Here is a 25,519-nt window from a genome sequence, read left to right on the forward strand (position 1 = left end):
CTCAATAATGAACGTGGCGAATCATAACTAGGAAGGAACACGATTGTGTCTAAAGAAAAATTTGAACGTACGAAACCGCACGTAAACGTTGGTACTATCGGCCACGTTGACCACGGTAAAACAACTCTAACTGCTGCTATCTGTACTACACTTGCAAAAGTGTACGGCGGTGTTGCTAAAGATTTCGCATCTATCGATAACGCTCCAGAAGAGCGCGAGCGCGGTATCACAATCGCAACTTCTCACGTTGAGTACGATACTCCTGAACGTCACTACGCACACGTAGACTGTCCTGGACACGCCGATTATGTTAAAAACATGATCACTGGTGCTGCTCAAATGGACGGCGGTATCCTAGTTGTTGCTGCTACAGATGGCCCTATGCCACAAACACGTGAGCACATCCTACTTGGTCGTCAAGTTGGTATCCCTTACATCATCGTATTCATGAACAAATGTGACATGGTTGATGACGAAGAGCTACTTGAGCTAGTAGAAATGGAAGTACGTGAACTTCTTTCTGAGTACGAGTACCCAGGAGACGACCTTCCAGTAATTCAAGGTTCTGCACTTGGCGCTCTAAACGGCGAAAAGCAGTGGGAAGACAAGATTGTTGAGCTTGCAGAAGCACTAGATTCTTACATTCCACTTCCAGAGCGTGCTGTTGATCTACCGTTCCTACTTCCTATTGAAGATGTATTCTCAATCCAAGGTCGTGGTACTGTAGTTACTGGTCGTATCGAGCGCGGTATCCTACGTGTAGGTGACGAAGTAGAAATCGTTGGTATCAAAGAAACTACTCTTACTACTTGTACTGGTGTTGAAATGTTCCGTAAACTGCTTGACGAAGGTCGTGCAGGTGAGAACGTTGGTGCACTTCTACGTGGTACTAAGCGTGATGACGTTGAACGTGGCCAAGTACTTTCTGCTAAAGGTTCAATCAACCCACATACTAAGTTTGAGTCTGAAGTATACGTACTTTCTAAAGACGAAGGCGGCCGTCACACTCCTTTCTTCAAGGGTTACCGTCCACAGTTCTACTTCCGTACAACTGACGTAACAGGCGATATCACTCTACCAGAAGGCGTAGAAATGGTAATGCCAGGTGACAACGTTCAAATGACTGTTGAGCTAATCGCTCCAATCGCAATGGACGAAGGTCTACGTTTCGCAATCCGCGAAGGTGGCCGTACAGTTGGTGCTGGTGTTGTAGCTAAAATCTTCGCTTAATAGCATTTAGATTTTTGCACACTCTTCATTAGAAGAGCACGCATCTGAAAAGGGAAGCTTCGGCTTCCCTTTTGTTATTTATAGAGAAACATTCCTTTACCGCGCAATACGCCATATCTCCCCAAGTTCCTTTTTCAATATATTCCGATTATTTTCCCAACACTACTTGCATACTAAAACGTGATCTGTATAATGCATCGCACTGGCTAACGCCGGTTTGTGAACCAATGAGCACTGAGGAGTAGGTCTTACCTAGTAATGTATACTCAGCTTATGTTCGCGGTTAATAAAAATAGTAAACTTCGTGTTTACTTCAAAAGTTAACTGACAATGCGTCCTGATTTTGGATGCTACGGTTTCACATAAATCAATCGGCATTCTCTCGTTCTTTCGAGCTTGAGTGGCGATATTGTTTGTGTAATTTTTAATAATTGGAGCTCTGTCTCATGCAGAACCAACGTATTCGTATCCGCCTTAAAGCGTTTGATTACAAGCTAATCGATGCTTCAACTGCGGAAATCGTTGAAACAGCAAAACGTACTGGCGCACAGGTTCGTGGTCCTATTCCACTTCCTACTCGTAAAGAGCGTTTCACTGTTCTTACCTCTCCACACGTCAACAAAGATGCACGTGACCAGTACGAAATTCGTACTCACAAGCGTTTGATCGACATCGTTGAGCCAACAGATAAAACTGTTGATGCTCTAATGCGTCTTGATCTTGCAGCTGGCGTTGATGTTCAAATCAGCCTAGGTTAAGGGAGATAAGAATAATGATTGGTCTAGTCGGACGTAAAGTGGGTATGACCCGCGTATTTACTGAAGAAGGCGTTTCTATCCCAGTAACTGTTGTTGAGGTTGAAGCGAACCGTATTTCTCAAGTTAAAACTCTTGAGACAGACGGCTACGCAGCAATCCAAGTAACTACTGGTGCTAAGAAAGCTAACCGTGTAACTAAACCTGAAGCTGGTCACTTCGCGAAAGCGGGTGTAGAAGCAGGTCGCGGTCTTTGGGAATTCCGTTTAGAAAACGGCGAAGAGTTTGAAGTTGGCGCTGAGCTAAACGTAGAACTTTTCAACGAAATTAAAAAAGTAGACGTTACTGGTACATCTAAAGGTAAAGGCTTCCAAGGCGCTATCAAGCGTTGGAATTTCTCTACTCAAGATATGACTCACGGTAACTCTTTGTCTCACCGCGCACCGGGTTCAATTGGCCAATGTCAAACTCCAGGCCGCGTGTTTAAAGGCAAGAAAATGGCAGGTCACATGGGAGCTGAGCGTGTAACGACTCAAAACCTAGAGATCGTACGTGTTGACGCTGAGCGCAATCTACTCCTTATTAAAGGTGCAGTACCAGGCTCAACAGGCGGTAACGTGATCGTAAAACCTGCTGTTAAAGCATAACGTCTAGGAGTAAGTAATGGAATTGATGGTTAAAGGTGCTGATGCACTAACTGTTTCCGAGACTACTTTCGGACGTGACTTTAACGAAGCTCTAGTACACCAAGTAGTTGTTGCATATGCAGCAGGTGCTCGTCAAGGTACTCGTGCTCAAAAGACTCGTTCTGAAGTATCAGGCGGCGGTGCTAAGCCATGGCGCCAAAAAGGTACTGGCCGTGCACGTGCTGGTACAATTCGTAGCCCAATCTGGCGTACAGGTGGTGTTACTTTTGCTGCGAAACCACAAGATCACAGCCAAAAAGTAAACAAAAAAATGTACCGCGGTGCTATGAAGAGCATTCTGTCTGAGTTGATTCGTCAAGAGCGTCTAATCGTTGTTGATAACTTCTCTGTAGAAGCACCAAAAACAAAAGAACTTGTAGCTAAGCTTAAAGAGCTTGAGCTAAACGACGTTCTGATTGTGACTGGCGAAGTAGATGAAAATCTATTCTTAGCTGCTCGTAACCTATACAAAGTAGATGCACGTGATGTTGCTGGTGTTGATCCAGTATCACTAATCGCTTTCGACAAGGTTCTGATGACTGCTGACGCAGTTAAGCAAGTTGAGGAGATGCTAGCATGATCACTGAAGAGCGTATCTTAAAAGTTCTACGTGCTCCGCACATCTCTGAAAAAGCAACTATGGCAGCTGAGAAAGCGAACACTATCGTTTTCAAAGTAGCTAAAGATGCAACTAAGAAAGAGATCAAAGCAGCTGTAGAAAAGCTATTTGAAGTTGAAGTTAAGTCTGTAAATACTCTTGTATTAAAGGGTAAGACCAAACGTCAAGGTATGCGTGAAGGCCGTCGTTCAGACGTTAAGAAAGCCTACGTTACTTTGAAAGAAGGTCAAGATCTTGACTTCGTTGGCGGCGCGGAATAACAGGAGTAGTAAAAATGGCTATTGTTAAATGTAAGCCGACTTCCCCTGGTCGTCGTCACGTCGTTAAAGTTGTTAACGCTGACCTGCACAAGGGTAAGCCATACGCACCACTTTTAGAGAAAAACTCTAAGAACGGTGGTCGTAACAACAACGGTCGTATTACAGTACGTCACATCGGTGGTGGTCATAAACACCATTACCGTCTGATTGACTTCAAACGTACTAAAGATGGCATCCCAGCGAAAGTTGAGCGTCTAGAATACGATCCAAACCGTAGTGCTAACATCGCTCTAGTTCTGTACGCAGACGGTGAGCGTCGTTACATCATTGCACCTAAAGGTGTTAACGCAGGCGACCAGATTCAATCTGGCGTAGATGCTGCAATCAAAGCAGGTAACACTCTGCCGATGCGCAACATCCCAGTAGGTTCTACTGTACACTGTGTTGAACTTAAGCCTGGTAAAGGTGCACAACTAGCTCGTTCGGCTGGTGCTTATGCTCAAATCATCGCTCGCGATGGTGCATACGTAACTATCCGTCTACGTTCTGGTGAAATGCGCAAAGTACTTTCTGAAGGTCGTGCAACGATCGGTGAAGTTGGTAACTCTGAGCATATGCTACGTGAACTTGGTAAAGCTGGTGCTTCACGCTGGCGCGGCGTACGTCCAACCGTACGTGGTGTAGTAATGAACCCGGTGGATCACCCACATGGTGGTGGTGAAGGCCGCACATCTGGTGGTCGTCACCCAGTATCTCCTTGGGGCGTTCCTACTAAGGGCTTCAAGACTCGTAAGAATAAGCGCACTGACAAGTACATCGTACGTCGTCGCACTAAATAATTTATAAAGAGGAATCGCCATGCCACGTTCTCTCAAGAAAGGTCCTTTTATTGACCTACACTTGCTGAAGAAGGTAGAGAAAGCGGTGGAAAGCGGAGACAAAAAGCCTATTAAGACTTGGTCCCGTCGCTCAATGATCATCCCAACAATGATTGGTTTGACCATCGCTGTCCATAATGGTCGTCAGCACGTCCCTGTTTTCGTTACCGAAGAAATGATCGGTCACAAACTAGGCGAATTTGCACCAACTCGTACTTATCGCGGTCATGCTGCAGATAAGAAAGCTAAGAAGAAATAAGGAGTAGATGATGGAAGCTTTAGCTAAACATAACTTTGCTCGTATTTCTCCACAGAAAGCTCGCTTAGTTGCAGACCAAATTCGCGGTAAGTCGGTAGACCAGGCTCTAGAAATTCTAACTTTCAGCAACAAAAAAGCTGCTGTTTTAGTTAAGAAAGTTCTTGAGTCAGCTATCGCTAACGCGGAACATAACGAAGGTGCAGATATCGACGATCTAAATGTCGCTAAAATCTTCGTAGATGAGGGCCCTATCATGAAGCGTATTATGCCTCGTGCTAAAGGCCGTGCGGATCGTATCTTGAAGCGTTCAAGCCACATCACTATTGTTGTAGCAGATCGCTAAAGACTAGGAGAGTAAGCAATGGGTCAGAAAGTACATCCTAATGGTATTCGTCTTGGCATCGTCAAGCCTTGGAATGCTACATGGTTTGCTAATACCAACGAATTCGCTGACAACCTAGACGGCGACTTCAAGGTACGTCAGTTCCTTACCAAGGAACTACAAAAAGCATCATTATCTCGTATCGTTATCGAGCGTCCAGCGAAGAGCATCCGTGTGACTATTCACACAGCTCGTCCTGGCGTTGTTATCGGTAAGAAAGGTGAAGACGTAGAGAAGCTACGCGCAGCTGTAGCTAAAATCGCAGGTGTACCAGCGCAAATTAACATCGCTGAAGTACGTAAGCCTGAGCTAGATGGTCAGCTTGTAGCTGATAGCATCGCGTCTCAACTAGAGCGTCGTGTTATGTTCCGTCGTGCAATGAAGCGTGCGGTACAAAATGCTATGCGTCTAGGCGCTAAAGGCATCAAAGTACAAGTAGGCGGCCGTCTTGGCGGTGCTGAAATCGCACGTTCAGAGTGGTACCGTGAAGGCCGTGTGCCTCTACACACTCTACGTGCAGACATTGATTACGCAACTTCTTCGGCTCACACTCAATACGGTGTGATCGGCATTAAAGTTTGGATCTTCAAAGGTGAGATTCTAGGCGGTATGCCAGCTGCTAACGCAGTAGAGCCAAAAGGCGATAAGCCTAAGAAGCAGCGTAAAGGCCGTAAGTAAGGAGTCGAACGATGCTACAACCAAAACGTACTAAGTTCCGCAAGGTTATGACTGGTCGTAACCGTGGTCTAGCTAAAGGTACTGAAGTAAGCTTCGGCGAATTCGGTCTTAAAGCTGTTGGCCGTGGTCGTCTGACTGCACGTCAAATCGAAGCGGCACGTCGTGCTATGACACGTCACATTAAGCGTCAAGGTCAAATCTGGATCCGTGTTTTCCCAGACAAACCAATTACTGAAAAGCCTCTTGAAGTTCGTCAAGGTAAAGGTAAAGGTTCAGTTGCGTACTGGGTTGCTCAAATCCAACCAGGCAAAGTTATGTACGAGATGAATGGCGTACCTGAAGAGTTGGCACGTGAAGCGTTCCGCCTAGCGGCGCGTAAACTGCCTGTTAAAACTACTTTTGTAACTAAGCAGGTGATGTGATGAAAGCACAAGATCTACGCGAAAAGAACGTTGAAGAGCTTAACGCTGAGCTATTGAATTTGCTACGTGAACAGTTCAACTTGCGCATGCAAGCTGCAACTGGTCAACTTCAGCAAACTCATACTCTAAAAGCTGTACGCCGTGACATCGCACGTGTGAAAACTGTTTTGACTGAAAAGGCAGGCGCATAATGAGCGAAACTAACCGCATCCAGCAAGGCCGTGTAGTAAGTGACAAGATGGACAAGTCTATCGTTGTTGCTATTGAGCGTACTGTAAAACACCCAATTTACGGTAAGTTCATCAAACGCACGACTAAAGTACACGCACACGACGAAGACAACACTTGTGGCCTAGGCGACAAAGTTGAAATCGCTGAGTGTCGTCCTCTGTCTAAGACTAAGTCTTGGACATTGGTTAAAGTTCTAGAAAAAGCGAAGATTTAATCTTTGTAATTCTATAACTTATAAGCGGCTCCAAATTATTTTTTGGAGCCGCTTGTTTTTTGTCTACCCAATTTAAAAAAAGGGTGGTACAATTCGCGTCCCTTTTAAAGAGGCAGCCCGACCCGAGAGGGTCTAGTTTTAATATTTAGCGGAGCACTAACAATGATCCAGATGCAAAGTACACTTGACGCAGCAGATAACTCTGGCGCGCGCAAGGTAATGTGTATTAAGGTTCTGGGTGGCTCTCACCGCCGTTATGCACATATCGGTGACGTCATCAAGGTTACAGTGAAGGAAGCGATTCCTCGCGGTAAAGTAAAGAAAGGTGATGTTCTGAAGGCGGTAGTAGTGCGCACCCGTAAAGGCGTTCGTCGCCCAGACGGTTCTGTCATTCGCTTCGACAGTAATGCTTGTGTATTGTTAAATGACACTACTGAGCAACCAGTCGGCACACGTATCTTTGGTCCTGTGACTCGTGAACTTCGTAACGCGAAATTCATGAAGATTGTATCACTTGCACCTGAAGTTCTGTAAGGAGCGGCAACATGGCAGCTAAAATCCGTCGTAACGACGAAGTAATCATTCTTGCTGGTAAAGATAAAGGCAAGAAAGGTAAAGTAACTAAGGTTCTGACAACTGGTAAAGTTGTTGTTGAAGGCATTAATCTTGTTAAAAAACACCAAAAGCCGGTTCCGGCTCTAGGTCAACAAGGTGGCATCGTTGAACAAGAAGCAGCTATTGATGCTTCTAACGTTGCAGTCTTTAACGCGGCTACTGGTAAAGCAGACCGTATCGGTTTCCGTATCGAAGATGGCAAGAAAGTTCGTTTCTTCAAATCTAACGGCGAAACTGTTTCTAACTAATTAGAAGTAATTTGGAGTTCTACTATGGCGAAACTGCATGATTACTACAAGTCGTCTGTAGTCGCTGAGCTTACCAAAGAGTTCAGCTACACAAGCGTCATGCAAGTCCCTAGGATTGAGAAAATCACCCTAAACATGGGCGTTGGTGAAGCAATCAACGATAAGAAACTGCTAGAAAACGCAGCATCTGATATGGCAACGATCTCTGGTCAAAAGCCACTTATCACGAAAGCGCGTAAATCTGTAGCTGGTTTCAAAATTCGTGAAGGCTACCCAATTGGTTGTAAAGTAACCTTGCGTGGTGAGCGCATGTGGGAATTTTTAGAGCGTTTAATCTCTATTGCACTTCCACGTGTACGTGATTTCCGTGGTGTTAGCGCTAAGTCTTTTGACGGACGCGGTAACTACAGCATGGGCGTTCGCGAGCAAATCATCTTTCCGGAAATCGACTACGATAAAGTCGATCGTGTCCGCGGTCTTGATATTACTATCACGACATCTGCGGGATCCGATGAGGAAGGCCGAGCTCTGCTGGCTGCCTTTAACTTCCCATTCCGTAAGTAAGGGTAGGGTTACTGTTATGGCTAAACAATCAATGAAAGCACGTGAAGCTAAACGTGCAAAACTAGTAGTTAAGTTCGCTGAAAAGCGTTCTGCGCTAAAAGTTATCATTAGCGATGTAAACGCATCTGAAGAAGATCGTTGGAATGCGGTTCTTAAACTGCAATCTCTTCCACGTGATTCAAGTGCATCACGTCAGCGCAACCGTTGCAACCAAACTGGTCGTCCACACGGTTACCTACGTAAATTCGGTCTAAGCCGCATTAAGGTTCGTGAAGCTTGCATGAAAGGCGAGATTCCGGGTCTTCGTAAGGCTAGCTGGTAATTGCCACTTAATCATTTGGAGTAAATCTTATGAGCATGCAAGATCCGATTTCGGATATGCTGACCCGAGTTCGTAACGGTCAGGCAGCAAATAAAGTTGCTGTAAAAATGCCTTCTTCAAAGCTTAAAGTTGCAATTGCTGCATTACTTAAAGCTGAAGGTTACATCGTAGACTTCGCTGTTGACAGCGAAGTAAAACCTGAGCTAGAAGTTACTCTTAAGTACTTCCAAGCTAAACCTGTAATCGAGCAAATCAAGCGTGTATCACGTCCTGGTCTAAGAGTTTATAAAAATAAAGACTCTTTACCTACAGTGATGGGTGGTCTTGGTATTGCAGTTGTTTCTACTTCCAAGGGTCTGATGTCTGACCGTGCTGCTCGCAAAGCAGGTCTTGGCGGTGAAATCATCTGTTACGTAGCTTAAGGAGTAGATTATGTCTCGTGTTGCTAAAGCACCTGTCGCTATTCCAGCTGGCGTAGAGGTGAAACTAAACGGCCAAGAAGTTACTGTAAAAGGTAGCAAAGGTGAGCTTACTCGCGTTCTTAACAGCGCCGTAGTTATTGCACAGGAAGAAAACAACCTAACTTTCGGTCCGAAAGAAGGTGTTACTAACGCATGGGCACAGGCTGGTACAGCTCGCGCTCTAGTTAATAACATGGTTGTGGGTGTTACTCAGGGCTTCGTTAAGAAGTTAACTCTTAAAGGTGTTGGTTACCGTGCTGCTATCAAAGGCAACTCTGTAGGTCTAACACTAGGCTTTTCTCACCCAGTAGAGCACGCTCTACCTGAAGGTATTAAAGCTGAGTGCCCTAGCCAAACTGAGATCATTATTACTGGTTGCGATAAGCAAGTAGTAGGTCAAGTTGCGGCTGACATTCGTTCTTACCGTGCTCCTGAACCTTATAAAGGTAAAGGTGTTCGTTACGCAGATGAAAATGTGCGTACTAAAGAAGCTAAGAAGAAGTAAGGTATCACTATGGATAAGAAAGCATCTCGCATCCGTCGTGCTACACGTGCACGTCGTAAGATTGCAGAACTTGGCGCAACTCGCTTGGTAGTACACCGTACTCCTCGCCATGTTTACGCTCAAGTTATCTCGGCAAACGGCTCTGAGGTTATCGCAGCTGCTTCTACTGTAGAAAAAGCGATCCGTGAGCAAGTTAAGAACACTAGTAACGTTGATGCAGCTAAAGCAGTTGGTAAAGCTGTTGCTGAGCGCGCTCTTGAAAAAGGCGTAGCTACAGTTGCATTTGATCGTTCTGGTTTCCAATACCACGGTCGAGTAGCGGCGCTAGCAGATTCTGCTCGCGAAGCTGGTCTGAAATTCTAAGGTAGGGTTGGAAGATGGCTAAAGAACAACAACAAGCTAATGATTTGCAAGAAAAGCTGATCGCTGTTAACCGTGTATCTAAGACGGTTAAAGGTGGTCGAATCATGAGCTTCACTGCACTAACAGTAGTTGGTGACGGTAATGGTCGTGTAGGTTTCGGTTACGGCAAAGCTCGTGAAGTACCTGCTGCGATTCAAAAAGCAATGGAAAAAGCGCGTCGTAACATGGTTACTGTTGCGCTTAACGAAGGCACTCTTCACCACCCGGTGAAAGGTCGTCATTCGGGCTCTAAAGTTTACATGCAGCCAGCTGCTGAAGGTACAGGTGTTATTGCCGGTGGTGCAATGCGTGCCGTACTTGAAGTTGCAGGCGTACATAACGTACTTTCTAAAGCATACGGTTCAACGAACCCAATCAACGTTGTTCGCGCAACGATTGGTGCTCTAGTAGACGTTAAGTCACCAGAAATGGTTGCTGCTAAACGTGGTCTAACTGTTGAATCTATTTCGGAGTAAGAACACGATGGCAACTATTAAAGTAACTCAAACTAAAAGCTCAATTGGTCGCCTACCTAAGCACAAAGCGTGTCTTAAAGGTCTAGGTCTTCGTCGCATCAACCATACAGTAGAACTTGAAGATACACCGTGCGTACGCGGTATGATCAACAAGGTTTACTACATGGTTAAGATTGAGGAGTAATCAGAATGCGTTTGAATACTCTATCACCGGCTGCTGGCTCTAAACCTTCTAAGAAGCGTGTAGGTCGTGGTATCGGTTCTGGCCTTGGTAAAACAGGTGGCCGCGGTCACAAAGGTCAAAAGTCACGTTCTGGCGGCTCTGTTCGTCCAGGTTTTGAAGGCGGTCAAATGCCTCTAAAACAACGTCTACCTAAATTCGGTTTCACTTCTCGTAAGAGCCTAGTGTCTGCTGAAGTTCGTCTAGCTGAGCTAGCGAAAGTAACAGGTGACGTAGTTGATCTTAACAGCCTTAAAGCTGCTAACGTTATCACTAAGAACATCGAGTTTGTTAAGATCGTTCTTTCTGGTGACCTAAGCAAAGCTGTGACTGTTAAAGGTCTACGCGTGACTAAAGGCGCTAAAGCTGCAATCGAAGCTGCAGGCGGTAAAATCGAGGAATAATCTCGAGGAACGAGGTACAGATGGCTAAGAAACCAGGAAAAGATTTTCGTAGTGCTCAAAGCGGCTTAAGTGAACTAAAGTCGCGCTTATTATTCGTAATTGGTGCACTTTTAGTATTCCGAGCCGGCTCTTTTGTGCCGATCCCTGGTATTGACGCAGCTGTACTTGCCGATTTGTTCGATCAGCAAAAAGGTACCATCGTAGAAATGTTTAACATGTTCTCCGGTGGTGCTCTTGAGCGTGCATCTATATTAGCATTGGGTATCATGCCGTACATTTCGGCATCGATCGTAGTCCAATTGCTAACTGTAGTTCATCCAGCGTTAGCGGAACTCAAGAAAGAGGGTGAAGCAGGCCGTCGTAAGATAAGCCAATATACACGCTACGGCACGCTTGTACTTGCAACATTCCAAGCTATTGGTATCGCAACAGGCTTACCAAACATGGTCGATAATCTGGTTGTTATCAACCAAACCATGTTTACGCTTATTGCTACCGTGAGTTTAGTAACTGGTACCATGTTTTTGATGTGGTTAGGTGAACAAATCACTGAGCGAGGAATCGGTAATGGTATTTCCATTCTGATTTTTGCAGGTATTGTTGCTGGATTGCCTTCTGCAATCGGTCAAACAATCGAGCAAGCGCGTCAAGGTGAATTGCATGTGCTTCTTCTGTTGTTTATCGCGGTATTGTCTTTTGCTGTAATTTACTTCGTGGTTTTCATGGAGCGTGGTCAACGTCGTATCGTCGTTAACTATGCGAAGCGTCAACAAGGTCGTAAAGTGTTTGCAGCACAAAGTTCTCATTTGCCACTTAAGATTAATATGGCAGGTGTTATACCAGCGATTTTTGCATCAAGTATTATTTTGTTCCCAGGAACATTAGCGCAGTGGTTTGGTCAAAATGGTGAAAGCAGCGCGTTCGGTTGGTTAACTGACGTGTCATTAGCTCTTAGCCCAGGTCAACCATTGTATGTAATGCTTTATGCAGCAGCTATAATCTTCTTCTGTTTCTTCTATACAGCGTTGGTGTTTAACCCACGTGAAACAGCTGATAACTTGAAGAAGTCTGGTGCATTCGTACCCGGTATCCGCCCAGGTGAGCAGACAGCGAAATATATCGATAAAGTGATGACTAGACTAACCCTTGCGGGCGCTCTATACATTACTTTTATATGTCTGATTCCTGAGTTCATGATGGTCGCGTGGAACGTTCGTTTCTACTTTGGCGGCACTTCCCTACTAATCGTAGTGGTTGTTATCATGGATTTCATGGCACAGGTACAGACTCATCTGATGTCACAACAGTATGATTCTGTGTTAAAGAAAGCGAATCTGAAAGGTTACGGCCGTTAATTCGGTAGTAATTATTTCGATTCCATTTACGGAGTTTAGCAATGAAAGTTCGTGCTTCCGTTAAAAAAATCTGCCGTAACTGTAAAGTTATCAAGCGTAACGGTGTCGTTCGCGTGATTTGCAGTGAGCCAAAGCATAAGCAACGCCAAGGCTAATCAGCAGAAATTTTTACTTGAAATACTAGGTAGAGTCGAGTATATTCCTCGGCCTACCTTTTGCGTGCAAAAGAAGTAGTATGCCGCAGCGTATCCATAACGGGCTTTGCTGCGGATAATTCTTTTATGAACCCCCTTAGGAGTGAATAATGGCCCGTATAGCCGGCATTAACATTCCTGATCATAAGCATTCTGTAATTGCACTTACTGCAATCTACGGTATTGGTAAAACTCGCTCTCAAGCTATTCTAGCTGAAGTGGGTATTGCTGAAGATGCTAAGATCAGTGAACTAACTGAAGAGCAGATCGATCAACTGCGTGATGGTGTAGCTAAATACACTGTAGAAGGTGATCTACGTCGTGAAGTATCGATGAACATCAAGCGTCTTATGGACCTTGGCTGTTACCGCGGTCTTCGTCATCGTCGCAGTCTACCACTACGTGGACAGCGTACTAAAACCAACGCTCGCACCCGTAAGGGTCCGCGCAAGCCGATCAAGAAATAGTCGGATAAGGTAGAGTACAATGGCAAAACAACCAACTCGCGCGCGTAAGCGCGTACGCAAGCAAGTAGCTGATGGCGTAGCGCACATTCATGCTTCTTTCAACAACACAATCGTAACTATCACTGACCGCCAAGGCAACGCTCTTGCATGGGCTACAGCAGGTGGTTCAGGTTTCCGTGGTTCTCGTAAATCTACTCCGTTCGCAGCACAAGTTGCAGCTGAGCGTTGTGGTGAAATGGCTAAAGAATATGGCCTAAAGAACTTGGAAGTTATGGTTAAGGGTCCAGGTCCAGGTCGCGAATCTACTGTTCGTGCACTGAACGCTGCTGGTTTCCGTATCACTAACATTGTTGATGCGACACCAATCCCTCATAACGGTTGTCGTCCACCTAAGAAACGTCGCGTTTAAGTTTCGTTTCTAGGAATATTGGAGAAAGATCATGGCAAGATATTTGGGTCCTAAGCTGAAGCTTAGCCGTCGCGAAGGTACTGACTTATTCCTTAAGTCTGGTGTCCGTGCGATCGATACCAAGTGTAAAATTGATAACGCACCAGGTGTACACGGCGCTCGTCGCGGTCGTCTATCTGAGTATGGCGTTCAGCTTCGTGAGAAGCAAAAAGTTCGTCGTATCTACGGCGTTCTAGAAAAACAATTCCGCAACTACTACAAAGAAGCTGCACGTCTTAAAGGCAACACAGGTGCAAACCTGCTTCAGCTTCTTGAAGGTCGTCTTGATAACGTAGTTTACCGTATGGGTTTTGGCGCTACTCGTGCTGAATCTCGTCAACTAGTTAGCCACAAGTCTGTTCTAGTTAACGGTAAAGTTGTAAACGTTCCTTCTTTCAAAGTAGCGGCTAACGACGTTGTTTCTATCCGCGAGAAAGCTAAACAGCAATCTCGTATTAAAGCGGCTCTAGAAGTTGCTGAACAACGTGAAAAGCCAACTTGGATTGAAGTAGATGCTAGCAAAATGGAAGGTACATTCAAGCGTATGCCTGAGCGTTCTGACCTATCAGCTGACATCAATGAACACTTGATCGTCGAACTTTACTCTAAGTAAGGTTAAAAAAAGAGAGGACACAATGCAGGGTTCTGTAACAGAATTTCTTAAGCCGCGTCTTGTTGACATTGAACAGATCAATACGACACACGCGAAAGTAACTCTTGAGCCATTAGAGCGCGGTTTCGGCCACACTCTAGGTAATGCTCTTCGCCGCATTCTTCTATCTTCTATGCCGGGTTGTGCCGTAACAGAAGTTGAAATTGAAGGTGTGCTACACGAATACAGCACTAAAGAAGGCGTTCAGGAAGATATCCTGGAAATCCTTCTAAACCTTAAAGGTTTAGCTGTACGCGTTGCTGAAGGCAAAGATGAAGTGTTTATTACACTGAACAAATCAGGCTCAGGCCCTGTTGTTGCAGGTGACATCACCCACGATGGTGATGTAGAGATCGCTAACCCTGAGCACGTAATTTGTCACCTAACGGATGACAATGCTGAGATCGCTATGCGTATCAAAGTAGAACGTGGTCGTGGTTACGTTCCAGCTTCAGCTCGTATCCATACTGAAGAAGATGAGCGTCCTATCGGTCGTCTATTAGTTGACGCTACTTACAGCCCGGTTGATAAAATCGCCTATGCTGTAGAAGCGGCACGTGTAGAACAACGTACTGATTTAGACAAGCTTGTTATCGATATGGAAACGAACGGTACTCTAGAACCTGAGGAAGCAATCCGTCGTGCAGCTACTATTTTAGCTGAACAACTGGATGCGTTCGTAGATCTTCGTGATGTACGTGTACCTGAGGAGAAGGAAGAGAAGCCAGAATTCGATCCTATCCTACTACGTCCTGTAGACGATCTTGAACTAACAGTTCGCTCTGCTAACTGTTTGAAAGCAGAAGCGATTCACTACATCGGTGATCTTGTACAGCGCACTGAGGTTGAGCTACTTAAAACGCCAAACCTTGGTAAGAAATCTCTTACAGAGATTAAAGATGTGCTTGCTTCACGTGGTCTTTCTCTAGGCATGCGCCTAGAAAACTGGCCACCAGCGTCAATCGCTGAAGATTAATCGAAAAGTTAGAAGGATTAGGTCATGCGCCATCGTAAAAGTGGTCGTCAACTCAACCGCAACAGCAGTCATCGCAAAGCGATGTTCAGCAACATGGCTAGCTCTCTTGTTCGTCACGAAGTTATTAAAACTACCGTGCCTAAAGCAAAAGAACTACGTCGCGTAATTGAGCCATTGATTACCCTAGCTAAGACAGACAGTGTTGCTAACCGTCGTCTTGCATTTGCTCGCACTCGTGATAACGAAGTTGTGGCAAAACTATTTAATGAACTAGGCCCGCGTTTCGCGGCTCGCCAAGGTGGTTACACTCGCATTCTTAAATGTGGTTTCCGTACTGGTGATAAAGCTCCAATGGCTTACATTGAGCTTGTAGACCGCCCAGCTGCTGAAGAAGCTGCTGAGTAATCTATACTAGATTCTTAATACAAAAAGCCGAGCATTAGCTCGGCTTTTTTTGTTTCTATCGAATTGAAAAATTGCACCACGATGTTTGGCATTTTTGCTTGCCTGCTCTGCTCTATTTTTTAAAAATATCTCGTATCTCGTATCTCGTATCTCGTATCTCGTATCTCGTATCTCGTATCTCGTATCTCGTATCTCGTATCTCGTATCTCGTATCTCGTATCTCGTATCTCAAATATCTTTTCTTCCACGCACAAAAAAGAGCACCGAAGTGCCCTTATAATATTCTTCAACTAATCGCTAATCGCTAATCGCTAATTGCGATGGCCTACTGCCAAATAGCGGCAAGTGAATCCATAAGGCCACTCGTTGCACCTTGTGATTGAAGTGCCTGAAGAATGATGGGTGCAAATGTCGTAACCATTGACGAATCCATACCTAACCCAGCAAACGCACTTTCAACAGCACCTTGTGAGCTTAGAACTGATGATAAGCCAGTCGATTCAAGTGAAGACATTCCAGGAATGAGTGATGCGAGTTCTTTATTGTCCGCAGTGCCAAGCGAATTTTGTGCAAGTGCTAGCATTGAACCGATACCGCCAATCGCTTGATCGCTTGTTACAGATGCTTGGTCAGCAACGGTATCAGCAAGTGGTGTTGTTTCGTTTTGTTGAGACCACATATTTACAGCTGCCATCAGGGCAGTTTGTGATAATTGGGAATAGTTGGTATCTGATGTTGAACCGGTTTGTTCAGAGTCGCTAGTGCTAGCGCAAGAGACTACAGCAAGGCTGCTGAGCATAGTGATGAGTATTTTCTTCATTATTCTTCCTTAAGTAATAAAGTAATCGACCTATTCACTATAAACGAAAAACGGCGATGTAGTCACATCGCCGTTGGATTATTTTAATTTTATTTGCCTATAGTATTTTGTTTTACTAAAGGTTTTTATAAAAATTAAAGGATAGCTAGAAGTTCTACTTCAAATACTAGAGCTGCAAATGGTGGAATTGCAGCACCTGCGCCGCGCTCACCGTATGCTAGATCTTGAGGGATGTATAGCTTCCACTTAGAGCCAACAGGCATCATTTGTAGAGCTTGTACCCAACCTTGAATTACGCCAGTTACTGGGAATTCAGCAGGTTGACCGCGAGATACAGAGCTGTCGAAAACAGTACCGTCAGTTAGTTCACCGTGGTAGTGAACACGTACTTGCTTGTCTGCAGTAGGGATTTCGCCAGTACCTTCAGTTAGTACTTCGTACTGAAGACCAGACTCAAGAGCTGTTACTTCTGAACGAAGAGCGTTGTCAGTTAGGAAAGCTTCGCCGTCAGCAGCAGCTGCTTTAGCTAGTTCTTGACGTGCAGCTTCACCACGAGTGTGTAGCTCTTGTAGTGCGTTGTTGATTTCGTCAACTTCGATAGCTGGCATGTCACCAACTAGAGCTGTTGCGATACCAGCAGCGATTGCGTCTACGTTTAGGCCTTCAAGACCAGAACCAGCAAGTTGTTGGCCCATTTGTAGACCGATACCGTAGCTAGCTTTTTGCTCTACAGTTTCAAATTTTACTTCAGACATGAAAAGTCACTCTTTTTGTCAGTACGAAAAGGGTAAGAATACCAGTATTAGCAGCCTGAATAAACGGCTAGCCCCTGATCACTTACGCTTTACCGTGTCCAAATCACAGCTATGTCAATTTTCTTGCTTTGGTCTCTGTTGTAGCGGAAAGATCTATACTGTTGGTACTTTGGTTTTTATACTGTAGTTATTCAATGTATAGGACGCAGTGGCATGAATCGTCGTCAAAAGAAAAAACAGAAAGTAGACCACTTAGCAGAGTTCAAGGATCGACTGAATCAGGTCAAAGAGAAATTAAGCTCGATCGATATCAAGAAAATGAAAACCTCAACCGTGCAGGCCTGGGGATCATTGCCGAAATTACACCAGAGATTATTGATGGTGATTTCGCCGATCGTATTGATCTTACTTTTTGTGCCGCTACCAGAACCTAAAGTAGACGCAGCCCCAGCAACATCGCGCGTCGAGCTTGAGATAAACACGGTTGGCTTAAGCGAACAGCAAAATGCCAAGAGCAGTTCATCAGAACCGAGTAACAATAATTGGCAAGAGTATCTTGTGAAGCAAGGGGATACGTTAGCGCAGGTTTTTCGAAATAACGACTTACCGTTGTCTGACTTGAACGCGCTAGTGCGTATTGAAGGGGCAGACAAACCACTTAGTCAGATTCGTAAAGGCCAGCTAGTTCGATTCAAACTCGCCGAGACCGGGAAACTAGACATTCTTCAGCTAGAAAAAGGCAACACTTCGGTGATGTTTTTTCGATTGTCAGACGGTGGCTTTGGCCGTAGTAAATAGCTCAATACTGAGCCTGCGTTAAAGCGCTTCGTCAGATACAGACAGTCGATAGAAAAGAGCTAATGATTAGCTCTTTTTTTTGGTCGCTTGAAAGGTGCAAGCGGTAAGATGATGAGCATAATTCCGATAAAGGTTAACGTATCTGGAATCTCATCAAACCATATCGCGCCTATTATTGCGACAAACACTAAGCCTGAGTATTCAGCCAAGGCAATTTGACTAGAGTGTGCTTTTTGGTAGGCAGCGACCGCAAGTCCGTTGTAGCTTAAAATGAGCGTCGCACTTAATGCTATGTACCCCAAATGCTCCACAGACACCGGCTGCCAGTATAAGAAGCACAGTACTGATGAGGCTGGAATAGAGCATAACGTTGTCCACCACAGCGTAGTAACCACCGTTTGCTCACTAGGAAGCTTTCTTACCAATACATTGAATAGTGCGAGGGTGAGTGCTGTACCCAAAGCAAACAGTGCTGCCCAATGAAATTGTGATGGCCTCAAGACAATCAATGCACCAATAAAACCGATAGTGGTGGCGATAACCTTGCCAAGTGCCGGTTGCTCTTTGAGTAGAAACATAGAGAGAGGTAACATCAACAGGGGCGCGACGTAAAATACTGCGTTGGCGGTAGCTAAAGAAAGGTGGGTGATCGCGACGACCATACATCCGCTGCCGATTAGGATCAGTTGTCCTCGAATAAAGGTCACTTTAGCTTGTTGTAAGCGCCGTTGTTCTTTTTTCTGCTGTAGCCACAAAGGGGTGATGATGAGCAGAGATATCAACTGTCGGAAAAAAATATACTGTAAGGGCGGTACTTCGCCATTCAATAGTTTTACCGCTACGTCGGAAAGCGAGGCAAACAAGTTACCTGCAACCAACAATAGAATACCGACAGTGATATTCGTCATTACTTTTCTAATCTCATGTCTACATGCGGAATATCGTCTTCCAGATACATCTCAGAGATAGTTTCGAACCCGTGGCTCGCATAGAAGTTTTCTAGGTGTTGTTGCGCGCCAATATCGATGGTCTTGTTCGGCCAAAGAGCCTCACAGCGTGTTAACGCTTCTTTGATCAATTGATGACCCAAGCCATCACCTCTTGCCGATTGCTTGGTCGCCACTCGGCCGATGCTCGTGTTGTCGTAAGAGGTGCCGGGGGGTAACAAACGTGCACACGCCACTAGCTCTGCATCAGCATAGCCAAGCAAGTGTTCAACACCTGCGAGTGTATCTTTACCATCGAGCTCTGGATAAGGGCAATTTTGCTCAACCACAAATACATCGACTCGTAATTTAAGTAGTTGATAAAGTTGTTGTGTTGAAAGTTCAGAGAAGGGAATTGAGTGCCAAGTGATCATGTTTACATCCAGAGATTATCGATGCTCTGAATGTACTATGTGCGATGATTGTTGGCATTAACTATTGTTAATTCGACCTTTGATTCTGCTCAGGCTGATCGCGGTTATACCGAGGTAAGCCGCAATTTGATTGTCGTTCAAGCGCTGCTCAAGGTCGGGGTAATGTTCGCAGAAAAGCTGATAGCGTTGCTCTGGAGTATAGAGCAGCATAAAGCGTTCTTTGTTTTCCTTATGCATGAGCTGAGTTTCTAACAGCTTTAAATACAAAGGGTTATTTGATGCTCGCCACTCAATAACCGCATTCATTGGCAGTTCTAACATTGTGATGGGTGTGAGCGTTTCTAGTAGGTAAGGGGACGCTTGGTTCTTTATCAAACTCTCAAAGCCGATGATCCAGTCTTGTTCCCAGTAGAATTCTTTGCTGTATTGCTTACCGTCATTAGTGAGATAACAAGCGTGGCATAAGCCTTCAAGTACAAAGTAGATTGAACTCGCCATCTCACCTTGATTGATCAGGATGTGTCGGGTTGGCAGCTCAAGCGGCTTCGCGACAGCTAATAGAGATTCAACCTGACTCTCAGAGAAGTCAAAGCTTTGTAGTTGTTTGATAAAAGAGGTGTGCATGAAAATAACCTAACCCAAATAAGTGGCGAAATCATCGCACTTATTTGGGGAGAGGTACAGAGCAGGCTAAATCAGCGTCGACTGTGTTGTTCTAGATAATCTTGAGCGAGGTCTCTTCCCATGTATTTTCCTAGGGTTTTCAACGGTACTTTCTTAAGATTAACCACAATCAAGCCATCCAAGGCATCATTAAAAGATGGGTCGACGTTAAAGCACACCAATTTCCCATTCATCCCTAGATACTGGCGCAGTAGTACTGGCAGGCCTTTTCCTTGCTCCATACGTGCTAACACTTTAGAGAGCAGAGGAACACTCGCCAATGACGATAACAGGTGATTCTGCCAGAACACATGATTACTGGTATTGAGTGGTGACGAAGGAGAAACCAAATTCGCCTTTTCCTCATCGTAGTGGTGAATCGATAAGGTCGTCGCGATCAACAGGCGAGCATTGTGACTGTAATCATTACTGATACTGACTGGACCGAATAGATGAGTGTATTGAGGGTGACGATACACGAAGGCTGCGATGCCTTTCCATAATAGTAACAGTGAGTTAAGGCTCTTTTGATAAGGTTTGCTCACTACAGAACGCCCAAGTTCAATGCTGTTATCTAGGGTGTCGATGAATTCTTGATTGTAGTTAAACAAACTTCGAGAGTAGAGCTGGTCAAGCCCATGTTCTGCGATTAACTTGTCGACCATACCAAGTCGGTACGCCCCGACCAGTTCAGCCTTGGCTTTGTTCCACACAAAGAGTTGATGGTAGTAAAGGTCATACTCATCCAAATCACAGGCAAGCCCGCTGCCTTCTCCCACTTCTCGAAAGCTCTCTTCTCTGACTCGACCAATCTCACGCATTAAATTGGGGATCGACTGGCTTGGTGTGCAGTAGACTTCGAAGTCACCTTGCTCGAGCAGTTTCATCTCTTCAGGGAGCGAGCTAATCTCGATGGACAATACTTCTGGTGAGATTGGTGCTATCACTTGAGTGTCAAAAGAGGGGGCATGGACTGCTGTGCTAGGGCTATCTTGTTGACTCATTAGATAGGTATTGAGTCGTAGATAGTTGACGATATCCATCTCTTGTTCGAACGATTTTATCTCCGAATACGGAATCGATGAGCCAATAGAGATAGAGATGGTAGTCGCTTGCTTATTAAGAAGTTCACGCCCGAGTAGAGCCGTTCTTAATAGCGGATGGACACGGCCAGCTTGATAGAAAAGCTCACTGTTTTTACCATTGATGAAGATAGGAACCGTAGTGGCTTGATGACGCTTAACAAACTTGGCAACCGACTTGCTCCATTCTATGTCTGTCAGTGTTTTTGCCCCTTTACGGTAACTCGATACTTCACCTGCTGGGAACACTATCAAGAGTCCACCGTCTGCTAAATGACGATTGGCATCTCGAATAGCTTTAGCATTGGTGCGTTTCGATTCTTTACTGTTAAAGACATCGACCCCAATGAAAAGATCATCCAGTTCAGGCAGTCGCTTGAGCAACTCATTCGCTAACACCTTCACATCTTTCCTTACCGATCCTACGAGATCTGCAAGGATCACACCTTCAATTGCGCCAAGTGGGTGGTTAGCCACAATGACTACAGGTCCTTCTTCAGGGATATTATCAGTGGCACCAGCTGAAACAGAATAGTCGATATTCAATGCCGACAGGGTGTGATGCATGAATTCAAAGCTAGATAACTCATCAGGTCTATCTTGATAGAGTTTATCTAGCTTAGATAGCCCAGTTGCCCACTCGACAACAGACTCACCTAAACCAAAAGGCGTGTAACGTGGTAAACGAAAAGGACTATCAATCATAATGAAGCTACCTTATTGACTAAAGTTGTTTAGGAAACCGTCTTGATTCTTGAAATCTTTTACACTTAAAAATGCACCGCAAAGCCATATTAGGCATGCCATACCAAACAGTAATCCGCCGTCATAACCGACAATTTCACCCGCTGCATTAAACTCAGGCATTTGAATAGCGAGCGGCGTAAACAGATGGAAAAATATCGCGCCACTCATAATCCCCACACTCATGATGGCACCCAGACCGTGCCAATGAGTAAACAACAAAATGGCCGCAATCAATTCAGCGAACCCAATCAAGTAGCCGCCAAATGAACCGAACCAACTTAAGCCAGACCATGTCGCCAAGGTGCCAAAGATATGCTCAGTCTCGTATGAGCCTGTGAACTTAAAAAACAGCGACTGAACAAATACGAAAGCGATAAATGCCGCAGGAATATGTTTAGCTGGAGTGAATGTCATGGTTATTCCCTTATTTGATCAGTTGCGGCCAAACGGTGTCGGCTTTTTGAATATGCTGTGCTCGATCTTGTTCCCAACGTTGCTTAATCTCTTGGTCATAGTTGAGGTAAAGCTTGTTATCAACAATCGTCCATTGGTTCGGGTCACCGGGTGCAAAGTCACTTTTTGCTGAAACAGCCCAAGCGCAATAACCCCCATATTGAGGGGCATATTTTTCAGGATTATTAACAAATAAAGTCAGATTCTTTTCAGAAGAGAAATACCAGTCCGCACCTTTGTACTCTGTGCTGAATTTTTTACTGCCTTCAATAGGCTTACTTGAAGTGAAATAAGCGACGGTATCGTAGCCATCGAGCGCCTTGCTGCTAAAGAATCCTGTGTAGATCTCATCGGCGGCAAATACGTATGGGCTAACAAGTAGCATGACCATGGTTAATAGTTTTCTCATGATGGACTCCTATAGATTGATTACGGGTGATAAATCGAAGGTAAAGCGCTGTTGATTTATCTGACATGGCTTAATGGGTTCATAAGGCGAGCCGGGTGCATAAAACATCGAGGCTTGGCCATGTAGATTACGTAAGTGTGTAAAGCTCACCGTATGTGCGTCTTCACGATGCATACAGGTCGCTAAATGAGGTTGTTCGCTATGATGGTGAGAGTGAAACTGAAGTAAGTTCTGTTGATTCTTACCTGTTGTCATAAGCTGATCGTATTTTGCTTGTCGATAGGCTTGCACTCGCTCTAAATCAACACCGGATGAGAACAGCGGAGAATCGGTGTCGATGATGTGCTGTTGAATACCATCCCACATGTAGGCGATAACCAAACCATTGTTCTGAGTTAAATTCGGCGCGAAAGCCAACAAGGTAAATGGAGCAAAAGTGTGCAGGTCGAGCTGATGAAATGCTTCAGAGAGCTGACTGATGTTACGACTCGATGATAGATTCTTGAGTAACAAACCACGGCTGACTAAAGGTCCAACAGGGACTATGCCTTGATAGTTATTGAGTAGGCATAACGAAAGCCCGAACTCATTGATACTGATCCAGCTACCACCGCCAGTTGGGTCGAGTGGCATGATGATATCGACAGCGTTGACTCGATACTGTTTAGGCGGCATTGCTAGTGCTCGCGTCTTTTGTTCGTCACGGTTAAAAAAGACCTGATAACCATTTTCTTCAAGCAGCCAAGAGACTGAACACATGATTATTGCTCCCTCAGATAGCTGCTGGTGGTTGGGGCATAACCAAAGGTATTGCATGTTTCGACATCAAGAAAGGTCGTGATCACCTTGATCATCGCATAGTGATGATTGGCATGCAGAGCAGCAAAGGTGACCTCTCTTTCTAACGTAGAAGGCAGGCTGGCGAATACTTGTGTATCCATTGAAACTTCGGTTTGGATCATGATAGGCGCTTCGAGATCTCTGCGGTCTAGTCGTTCAAGCCAGTTGATCACATAATGGATCTCTTTTACTGCAATTGAGCGGTCGTATTCGACGGGATGACCACGACGGCGAGTGTTGTAATCAACGGTCGCATTCTCTTTTAAAATTAAAGCGTGAAAAAGATCGAGCGTGTGACGAGTATGCTCACCAATAGAGCTTGTGACGTGCGGCTTTGCTCGTGTCAGATAGTCGCTGTCAGATATCGCTAACAAAAACTCTAGACCCTGATTCAATATCTCTACCGCTCCTTTGATACTAGGAGAGAAAGAAGTGAGGGCGCTCGGTTGGGCTATGGGGTTCATTCATGGTCCTCGTACAAAGTTAGTCAGTGGTCGGATATTGTTGAACAAGACGTCGCTCTTCTTGCCACGCAGCGAATAAGCTCTTGAAAGAAGGAGTCTTATGGCCTCGTTTTTTTTGCTGAGCGCCAATGTCAAAAAGAATGCGGTATTGCAGAAGTAGCGTAGAAAATATCTCTCGCAGCGGTGTGTTGCGATCCCAGATATGCCCAGCCTCACTGCTTGCGCCATTGACCTCAAGGATCGTGAAATCCTCGCCGTTCATTAGGCTGTGCATGTCCTTAAACTTGACGTCGAGTCGGCCAAAATGAAAACCATCGAAGTCATCGAATATCTCGTCTAAACGTTCAGTTAAAGCCCGAGTGATGTATTGATTGCCATCGCGGAAGATGCAGCCACGGCTATGGCTACCTGCGAACGCGAGTTGGAACTCTTCGCCCTCTGCGAGCACGTGATCCAATTTATCTTCATGCCTTGGTAGATACAGGTGACTGAGCTGCCCAGCACGCGGGCTATTTTCAATTAACTGCTTGAGTGTCGACTTGCCATCACCCATCACCATTGGCGCATATTTGAGTGTGATCGAGATGATCTCGCCTTGCTTTTTGTTTGGGTAACGAACATAGAAAACGCCAGCTTCTGCCTGATAAGGCGCCTTTTCTTGCAGTAGAAAGCGAGCGTTATTTGGGAAAGATTCAACATATTGCTCAAGTTGATCTTGTGTGTTGATCAGCTTGACGCCAACGCCTCGACAGCCAAGATCCGGTTTAGCGACAATCGGGAAATCAAGATCGGATTGTATGAGTGCGCTGCGTGCATCTTCAGCTTGTTTCTTACCGCTGAGATCCGTTTTGGTGAGGGTGATAAACGGAGAGATCCAACGCTGACTTGAAGATCCGGCAAGGCTTAATATCTCGTGTTTTGATTCGCCTACCATACCGCTTAACTTGATGCTTGGGTTGGCGATGAGCGGCAGTGCCCAGTCAAAGTGCCGTAACCCTTGCATCAGGCTTTGAATCACCACTGGCGTGTAGAAGAACCAAGTCGGAAGAAACTCATAAGGAGAGACACTGCGCACGGTATCTTTTTCAAGCGAAGGCATGCCTGCATTGATTTGATGTGCGGGAATGATGCGAATATCTTGCGGTGAACTCATGATAATCCTCTAGAGTAGGTTTTATTCATTAATCGATTACCGATAAACAGTAAAGCGATGGCACACGGGATAACGATCCATTGATATTCAGAGGCTTGCAGCCACGCTGATGTCCCTAAATAGTAGATGGCAGAGAAGACAATGCCAGTCCAGATCGCGGTGGCGCTGATGACAGCAAGCAAGAAAGTAGACAGTGGGATGGCGAAAAAGCCACTTAAGGTAAACCCGACGGTGCGAAGCCCTGGAATAAAGCGGATAACAAAAAGGCTGCTGAATGCGTTCTGACGTAATTTGGTACGAAGCGAACGAAAGTATTTATTCGTGAGGGCTTTATATCGAACACCTCGGAAGTAACGTCCTGACTTCCCTAAGTAATAAAGACCGAGATCACCCGTGGCAATACCGATGAAAATAGCAAGCAGCGCATATTGAGGAAGTATTAGACCTTGAGTCGCGATACCAGCCGCCGTAACAATCGCAAGATCTTCAAGCAGGTAAGAAAGCGCGATGATGCCAAGCATCAGCCATAGCAGCGACTCCTCTCCTGAATGTAACCATGCTTGAATGCTCTCGACGGTGCTCATCAAATGTCCTTATCTATCCTATAGATGAATGGCTTAATGACCATTCATTGAGTGTAGTAAATT

Annotated in this window: 42 protein-coding genes; 30 read left to right on the forward strand and 12 right to left on the reverse strand. The window is 45.2% G+C overall.

What is annotated here, in order from left to right:
* The first annotated feature begins 45 nt into the window (after nt 1-45).
* From tuf to rplQ, 29 genes are all read left to right on the forward strand, one after another.
* The gene (gene tuf / locus AC3CHU_RS01435; protein ID WP_012604914.1) at nt 46-1,230 is read left to right on the forward strand and encodes an elongation factor Tu; all 1,185 of its coding nucleotides are present in this window, start codon (nt 46-48) and stop codon (nt 1,228-1,230) included.
* A gap of 446 nt (nt 1,231-1,676) precedes the next feature.
* Entirely contained in the window at nt 1,677-1,988 is a 312-nt protein-coding gene (gene rpsJ, locus AC3CHU_RS01440; protein WP_004736761.1) for a 30S ribosomal protein S10, read from the forward strand.
* A 14-nt stretch (nt 1,989-2,002) separates the two neighbouring features.
* Nucleotides 2,003-2,632: a 50S ribosomal protein L3 gene (gene rplC, locus AC3CHU_RS01445; RefSeq protein WP_004736763.1), complete on the forward strand. Its 630-nt coding sequence runs from the start codon at nt 2,003-2,005 to the stop codon at nt 2,630-2,632.
* A 16-nt stretch (nt 2,633-2,648) separates the two neighbouring features.
* Nucleotides 2,649-3,251 carry a 50S ribosomal protein L4 gene (rplD, locus tag AC3CHU_RS01450; RefSeq protein ID WP_004736764.1) on the forward strand — a complete coding sequence of 201 codons (603 nt, stop codon included), beginning with the start codon at nt 2,649-2,651 and terminating at the stop codon, nt 3,249-3,251.
* Nucleotides 3,248-3,550: a 50S ribosomal protein L23 gene (rplW, locus tag AC3CHU_RS01455; protein WP_004736765.1), complete on the forward strand. Its 303-nt coding sequence runs from the start codon at nt 3,248-3,250 to the stop codon at nt 3,548-3,550. Before rplD ends, rplW begins: the two co-directional genes overlap by 4 nt.
* A gap of 14 nt (nt 3,551-3,564) precedes the next feature.
* Nucleotides 3,565-4,389 carry a 50S ribosomal protein L2 gene (rplB, locus tag AC3CHU_RS01460; protein ID WP_017076297.1) on the forward strand — a complete coding sequence of 275 codons (825 nt, stop codon included), beginning with the start codon at nt 3,565-3,567 and terminating at the stop codon, nt 4,387-4,389.
* A gap of 19 nt (nt 4,390-4,408) precedes the next feature.
* Complete coding sequence (gene rpsS, locus AC3CHU_RS01465) at nt 4,409-4,687, forward strand: 30S ribosomal protein S19 (RefSeq protein ID WP_004736729.1); 279 nt, start codon at nt 4,409-4,411, stop codon at nt 4,685-4,687.
* Nucleotides 4,688-4,697: 10 nt separating this feature from the next.
* A complete protein-coding gene (rplV, locus tag AC3CHU_RS01470) occupies nt 4,698-5,030 on the forward strand; it encodes a 50S ribosomal protein L22 (RefSeq protein ID WP_004736732.1) in 333 nt (110 codons plus the stop codon).
* A gap of 18 nt (nt 5,031-5,048) precedes the next feature.
* On the forward strand, nt 5,049-5,747 hold the full coding sequence (gene rpsC, locus AC3CHU_RS01475; protein WP_004736734.1) for a 30S ribosomal protein S3: 699 nt from the start codon (nt 5,049-5,051) through the stop codon (nt 5,745-5,747).
* Between the two features lie 11 nt (nt 5,748-5,758).
* Nucleotides 5,759-6,169 (forward strand): 50S ribosomal protein L16, encoded by a 411-nt coding sequence (rplP, locus tag AC3CHU_RS01480; RefSeq protein ID WP_004736736.1) that lies wholly within the window; start codon nt 5,759-5,761, stop codon nt 6,167-6,169.
* On the forward strand, nt 6,169-6,360 hold the full coding sequence (rpmC, locus tag AC3CHU_RS01485; protein WP_004736737.1) for a 50S ribosomal protein L29: 192 nt from the start codon (nt 6,169-6,171) through the stop codon (nt 6,358-6,360). The genes rplP and rpmC overlap by 1 nt, the downstream gene beginning before the upstream one ends.
* Nucleotides 6,360-6,614 carry a 30S ribosomal protein S17 gene (rpsQ, locus tag AC3CHU_RS01490; protein ID WP_004736739.1) on the forward strand — a complete coding sequence of 85 codons (255 nt, stop codon included), beginning with the start codon at nt 6,360-6,362 and terminating at the stop codon, nt 6,612-6,614. Before rpmC ends, rpsQ begins: the two co-directional genes overlap by 1 nt.
* 162 nt (nt 6,615-6,776) lie before the next feature.
* The gene (gene rplN, locus AC3CHU_RS01495) at nt 6,777-7,148 is read left to right on the forward strand and encodes a 50S ribosomal protein L14 (protein WP_004736740.1); all 372 of its coding nucleotides are present in this window, start codon (nt 6,777-6,779) and stop codon (nt 7,146-7,148) included.
* Between the two features lie 11 nt (nt 7,149-7,159).
* Nucleotides 7,160-7,477, forward strand: coding sequence for a 50S ribosomal protein L24 (gene rplX, locus AC3CHU_RS01500; protein WP_004736742.1), 318 nt, complete (start codon nt 7,160-7,162; stop codon nt 7,475-7,477).
* Nucleotides 7,478-7,501: 24 nt separating this feature from the next.
* Complete coding sequence (rplE, locus tag AC3CHU_RS01505; RefSeq protein WP_004736744.1) at nt 7,502-8,041, forward strand: 50S ribosomal protein L5; 540 nt, start codon at nt 7,502-7,504, stop codon at nt 8,039-8,041.
* Between the two features lie 16 nt (nt 8,042-8,057).
* Nucleotides 8,058-8,363, forward strand: coding sequence for a 30S ribosomal protein S14 (gene rpsN, locus AC3CHU_RS01510; RefSeq protein ID WP_004736747.1), 306 nt, complete (start codon nt 8,058-8,060; stop codon nt 8,361-8,363).
* 29 nt (nt 8,364-8,392) lie between these two features.
* A complete protein-coding gene (gene rpsH / locus AC3CHU_RS01515) occupies nt 8,393-8,785 on the forward strand; it encodes a 30S ribosomal protein S8 (protein ID WP_004736749.1) in 393 nt (130 codons plus the stop codon).
* Between the two features lie 10 nt (nt 8,786-8,795).
* A complete protein-coding gene (rplF, locus tag AC3CHU_RS01520; protein WP_004736750.1) occupies nt 8,796-9,329 on the forward strand; it encodes a 50S ribosomal protein L6 in 534 nt (177 codons plus the stop codon).
* A gap of 9 nt (nt 9,330-9,338) precedes the next feature.
* Nucleotides 9,339-9,692 (forward strand): 50S ribosomal protein L18, encoded by a 354-nt coding sequence (gene rplR / locus AC3CHU_RS01525; protein WP_004736752.1) that lies wholly within the window; start codon nt 9,339-9,341, stop codon nt 9,690-9,692.
* Between the two features lie 14 nt (nt 9,693-9,706).
* The gene (rpsE, locus tag AC3CHU_RS01530; protein ID WP_004736754.1) at nt 9,707-10,207 is read left to right on the forward strand and encodes a 30S ribosomal protein S5; all 501 of its coding nucleotides are present in this window, start codon (nt 9,707-9,709) and stop codon (nt 10,205-10,207) included.
* Nucleotides 10,208-10,214: 7 nt separating this feature from the next.
* On the forward strand, nt 10,215-10,391 hold the full coding sequence (gene rpmD / locus AC3CHU_RS01535) for a 50S ribosomal protein L30 (protein ID WP_004736756.1): 177 nt from the start codon (nt 10,215-10,217) through the stop codon (nt 10,389-10,391).
* Nucleotides 10,392-10,396: 5 nt separating this feature from the next.
* Nucleotides 10,397-10,831: a 50S ribosomal protein L15 gene (gene rplO, locus AC3CHU_RS01540; RefSeq protein ID WP_004736758.1), complete on the forward strand. Its 435-nt coding sequence runs from the start codon at nt 10,397-10,399 to the stop codon at nt 10,829-10,831.
* Between the two features lie 20 nt (nt 10,832-10,851).
* On the forward strand, nt 10,852-12,186 hold the full coding sequence (gene secY, locus AC3CHU_RS01545; protein WP_004736759.1) for a preprotein translocase subunit SecY: 1,335 nt from the start codon (nt 10,852-10,854) through the stop codon (nt 12,184-12,186).
* 41 nt (nt 12,187-12,227) lie between these two features.
* Nucleotides 12,228-12,341 carry a 50S ribosomal protein L36 gene (gene rpmJ / locus AC3CHU_RS01550; protein WP_000868186.1) on the forward strand — a complete coding sequence of 38 codons (114 nt, stop codon included), beginning with the start codon at nt 12,228-12,230 and terminating at the stop codon, nt 12,339-12,341.
* 149 nt (nt 12,342-12,490) lie between these two features.
* Nucleotides 12,491-12,847, forward strand: coding sequence for a 30S ribosomal protein S13 (rpsM, locus tag AC3CHU_RS01555; RefSeq protein ID WP_004738779.1), 357 nt, complete (start codon nt 12,491-12,493; stop codon nt 12,845-12,847).
* A 19-nt stretch (nt 12,848-12,866) separates the two neighbouring features.
* Nucleotides 12,867-13,256 carry a 30S ribosomal protein S11 gene (gene rpsK / locus AC3CHU_RS01560; protein WP_004738778.1) on the forward strand — a complete coding sequence of 130 codons (390 nt, stop codon included), beginning with the start codon at nt 12,867-12,869 and terminating at the stop codon, nt 13,254-13,256.
* 31 nt (nt 13,257-13,287) lie between these two features.
* Nucleotides 13,288-13,908: a 30S ribosomal protein S4 gene (rpsD, locus tag AC3CHU_RS01565; RefSeq protein ID WP_004729814.1), complete on the forward strand. Its 621-nt coding sequence runs from the start codon at nt 13,288-13,290 to the stop codon at nt 13,906-13,908.
* 22 nt (nt 13,909-13,930) lie between these two features.
* A complete protein-coding gene (locus AC3CHU_RS01570) occupies nt 13,931-14,923 on the forward strand; it encodes a DNA-directed RNA polymerase subunit alpha (RefSeq protein WP_004729813.1) in 993 nt (330 codons plus the stop codon).
* A gap of 24 nt (nt 14,924-14,947) precedes the next feature.
* On the forward strand, nt 14,948-15,328 hold the full coding sequence (rplQ, locus tag AC3CHU_RS01575; RefSeq protein WP_004729812.1) for a 50S ribosomal protein L17: 381 nt from the start codon (nt 14,948-14,950) through the stop codon (nt 15,326-15,328).
* A gap of 325 nt (nt 15,329-15,653) precedes the next feature.
* On the opposite strand, the gene AC3CHU_RS01580 is transcribed toward rplQ, so the two are convergent.
* Together AC3CHU_RS01580 and bamJ are read right to left on the reverse strand one after the other, a co-directional pair.
* Entirely contained in the window at nt 15,654-16,148 is a 495-nt protein-coding gene (locus tag AC3CHU_RS01580) for a DUF2780 domain-containing protein (RefSeq protein ID WP_102569526.1), read from the reverse strand.
* Nucleotides 16,149-16,282: 134 nt separating this feature from the next.
* Nucleotides 16,283-16,903 (reverse strand): BamJ family beta-barrel-assembly machinery protein, encoded by a 621-nt coding sequence (bamJ, locus tag AC3CHU_RS01585; protein WP_488524973.1) that lies wholly within the window; start codon nt 16,901-16,903, stop codon nt 16,283-16,285.
* A gap of 213 nt (nt 16,904-17,116) precedes the next feature.
* Between bamJ and AC3CHU_RS01590 the strand changes: the two genes are divergently transcribed.
* The gene (locus AC3CHU_RS01590) at nt 17,117-17,701 is read left to right on the forward strand and encodes a LysM-like peptidoglycan-binding domain-containing protein (protein WP_026012320.1); all 585 of its coding nucleotides are present in this window, start codon (nt 17,117-17,119) and stop codon (nt 17,699-17,701) included.
* A 59-nt stretch (nt 17,702-17,760) separates the two neighbouring features.
* Here AC3CHU_RS01590 and AC3CHU_RS01595 read toward each other — a convergent pair whose 3' ends face one another.
* The 10 genes from AC3CHU_RS01595 to AC3CHU_RS01640 form a co-directional block, all read right to left on the reverse strand.
* Complete coding sequence (locus AC3CHU_RS01595) at nt 17,761-18,609, reverse strand: DMT family transporter (RefSeq protein ID WP_488524974.1); 849 nt, start codon at nt 18,607-18,609, stop codon at nt 17,761-17,763.
* Nucleotides 18,609-19,061 carry a GNAT family N-acetyltransferase gene (locus AC3CHU_RS01600; protein WP_065207477.1) on the reverse strand — a complete coding sequence of 151 codons (453 nt, stop codon included), beginning with the start codon at nt 19,059-19,061 and terminating at the stop codon, nt 18,609-18,611. The genes AC3CHU_RS01595 and AC3CHU_RS01600 overlap by 1 nt, the downstream gene beginning before the upstream one ends.
* Before the next feature lie 57 nt (nt 19,062-19,118).
* Nucleotides 19,119-19,685 carry a Crp/Fnr family transcriptional regulator gene (locus AC3CHU_RS01605; RefSeq protein WP_065207476.1) on the reverse strand — a complete coding sequence of 189 codons (567 nt, stop codon included), beginning with the start codon at nt 19,683-19,685 and terminating at the stop codon, nt 19,119-19,121.
* Between the two features lie 71 nt (nt 19,686-19,756).
* Nucleotides 19,757-21,511: a bifunctional lysophospholipid acyltransferase family protein/GNAT family N-acetyltransferase gene (locus AC3CHU_RS01610; RefSeq protein WP_488524975.1), complete on the reverse strand. Its 1,755-nt coding sequence runs from the start codon at nt 21,509-21,511 to the stop codon at nt 19,757-19,759.
* Between the two features lie 12 nt (nt 21,512-21,523).
* Complete coding sequence (locus tag AC3CHU_RS01615) at nt 21,524-21,967, reverse strand: hypothetical protein (protein WP_488524976.1); 444 nt, start codon at nt 21,965-21,967, stop codon at nt 21,524-21,526.
* 10 nt (nt 21,968-21,977) lie between these two features.
* Nucleotides 21,978-22,415, reverse strand: a complete 438-nt coding sequence (locus tag AC3CHU_RS01620; protein WP_065207473.1) for a YHS domain-containing (seleno)protein — start codon at nt 22,413-22,415, stop codon at nt 21,978-21,980.
* A 9-nt stretch (nt 22,416-22,424) separates the two neighbouring features.
* Entirely contained in the window at nt 22,425-23,174 is a 750-nt protein-coding gene (locus tag AC3CHU_RS01625) for an NRDE family protein (protein ID WP_488524977.1), read from the reverse strand.
* A 2-nt stretch (nt 23,175-23,176) separates the two neighbouring features.
* Nucleotides 23,177-23,719: a DinB family protein gene (locus AC3CHU_RS01630; RefSeq protein WP_017083769.1), complete on the reverse strand. Its 543-nt coding sequence runs from the start codon at nt 23,717-23,719 to the stop codon at nt 23,177-23,179.
* Nucleotides 23,720-23,738: 19 nt separating this feature from the next.
* Nucleotides 23,739-24,872 carry a D-alanine--D-alanine ligase gene (locus AC3CHU_RS01635; RefSeq protein WP_488524978.1) on the reverse strand — a complete coding sequence of 378 codons (1,134 nt, stop codon included), beginning with the start codon at nt 24,870-24,872 and terminating at the stop codon, nt 23,739-23,741.
* A complete protein-coding gene (locus AC3CHU_RS01640) occupies nt 24,869-25,456 on the reverse strand; it encodes a DedA family protein (RefSeq protein ID WP_065207470.1) in 588 nt (195 codons plus the stop codon). The genes AC3CHU_RS01635 and AC3CHU_RS01640 overlap by 4 nt, the downstream gene beginning before the upstream one ends.
* Between the last annotated feature and the right edge of the window lie 63 nt (nt 25,457-25,519).

It is taken from the genome of Vibrio sp. QJM3NY_39 (genome assembly GCF_057785895.1).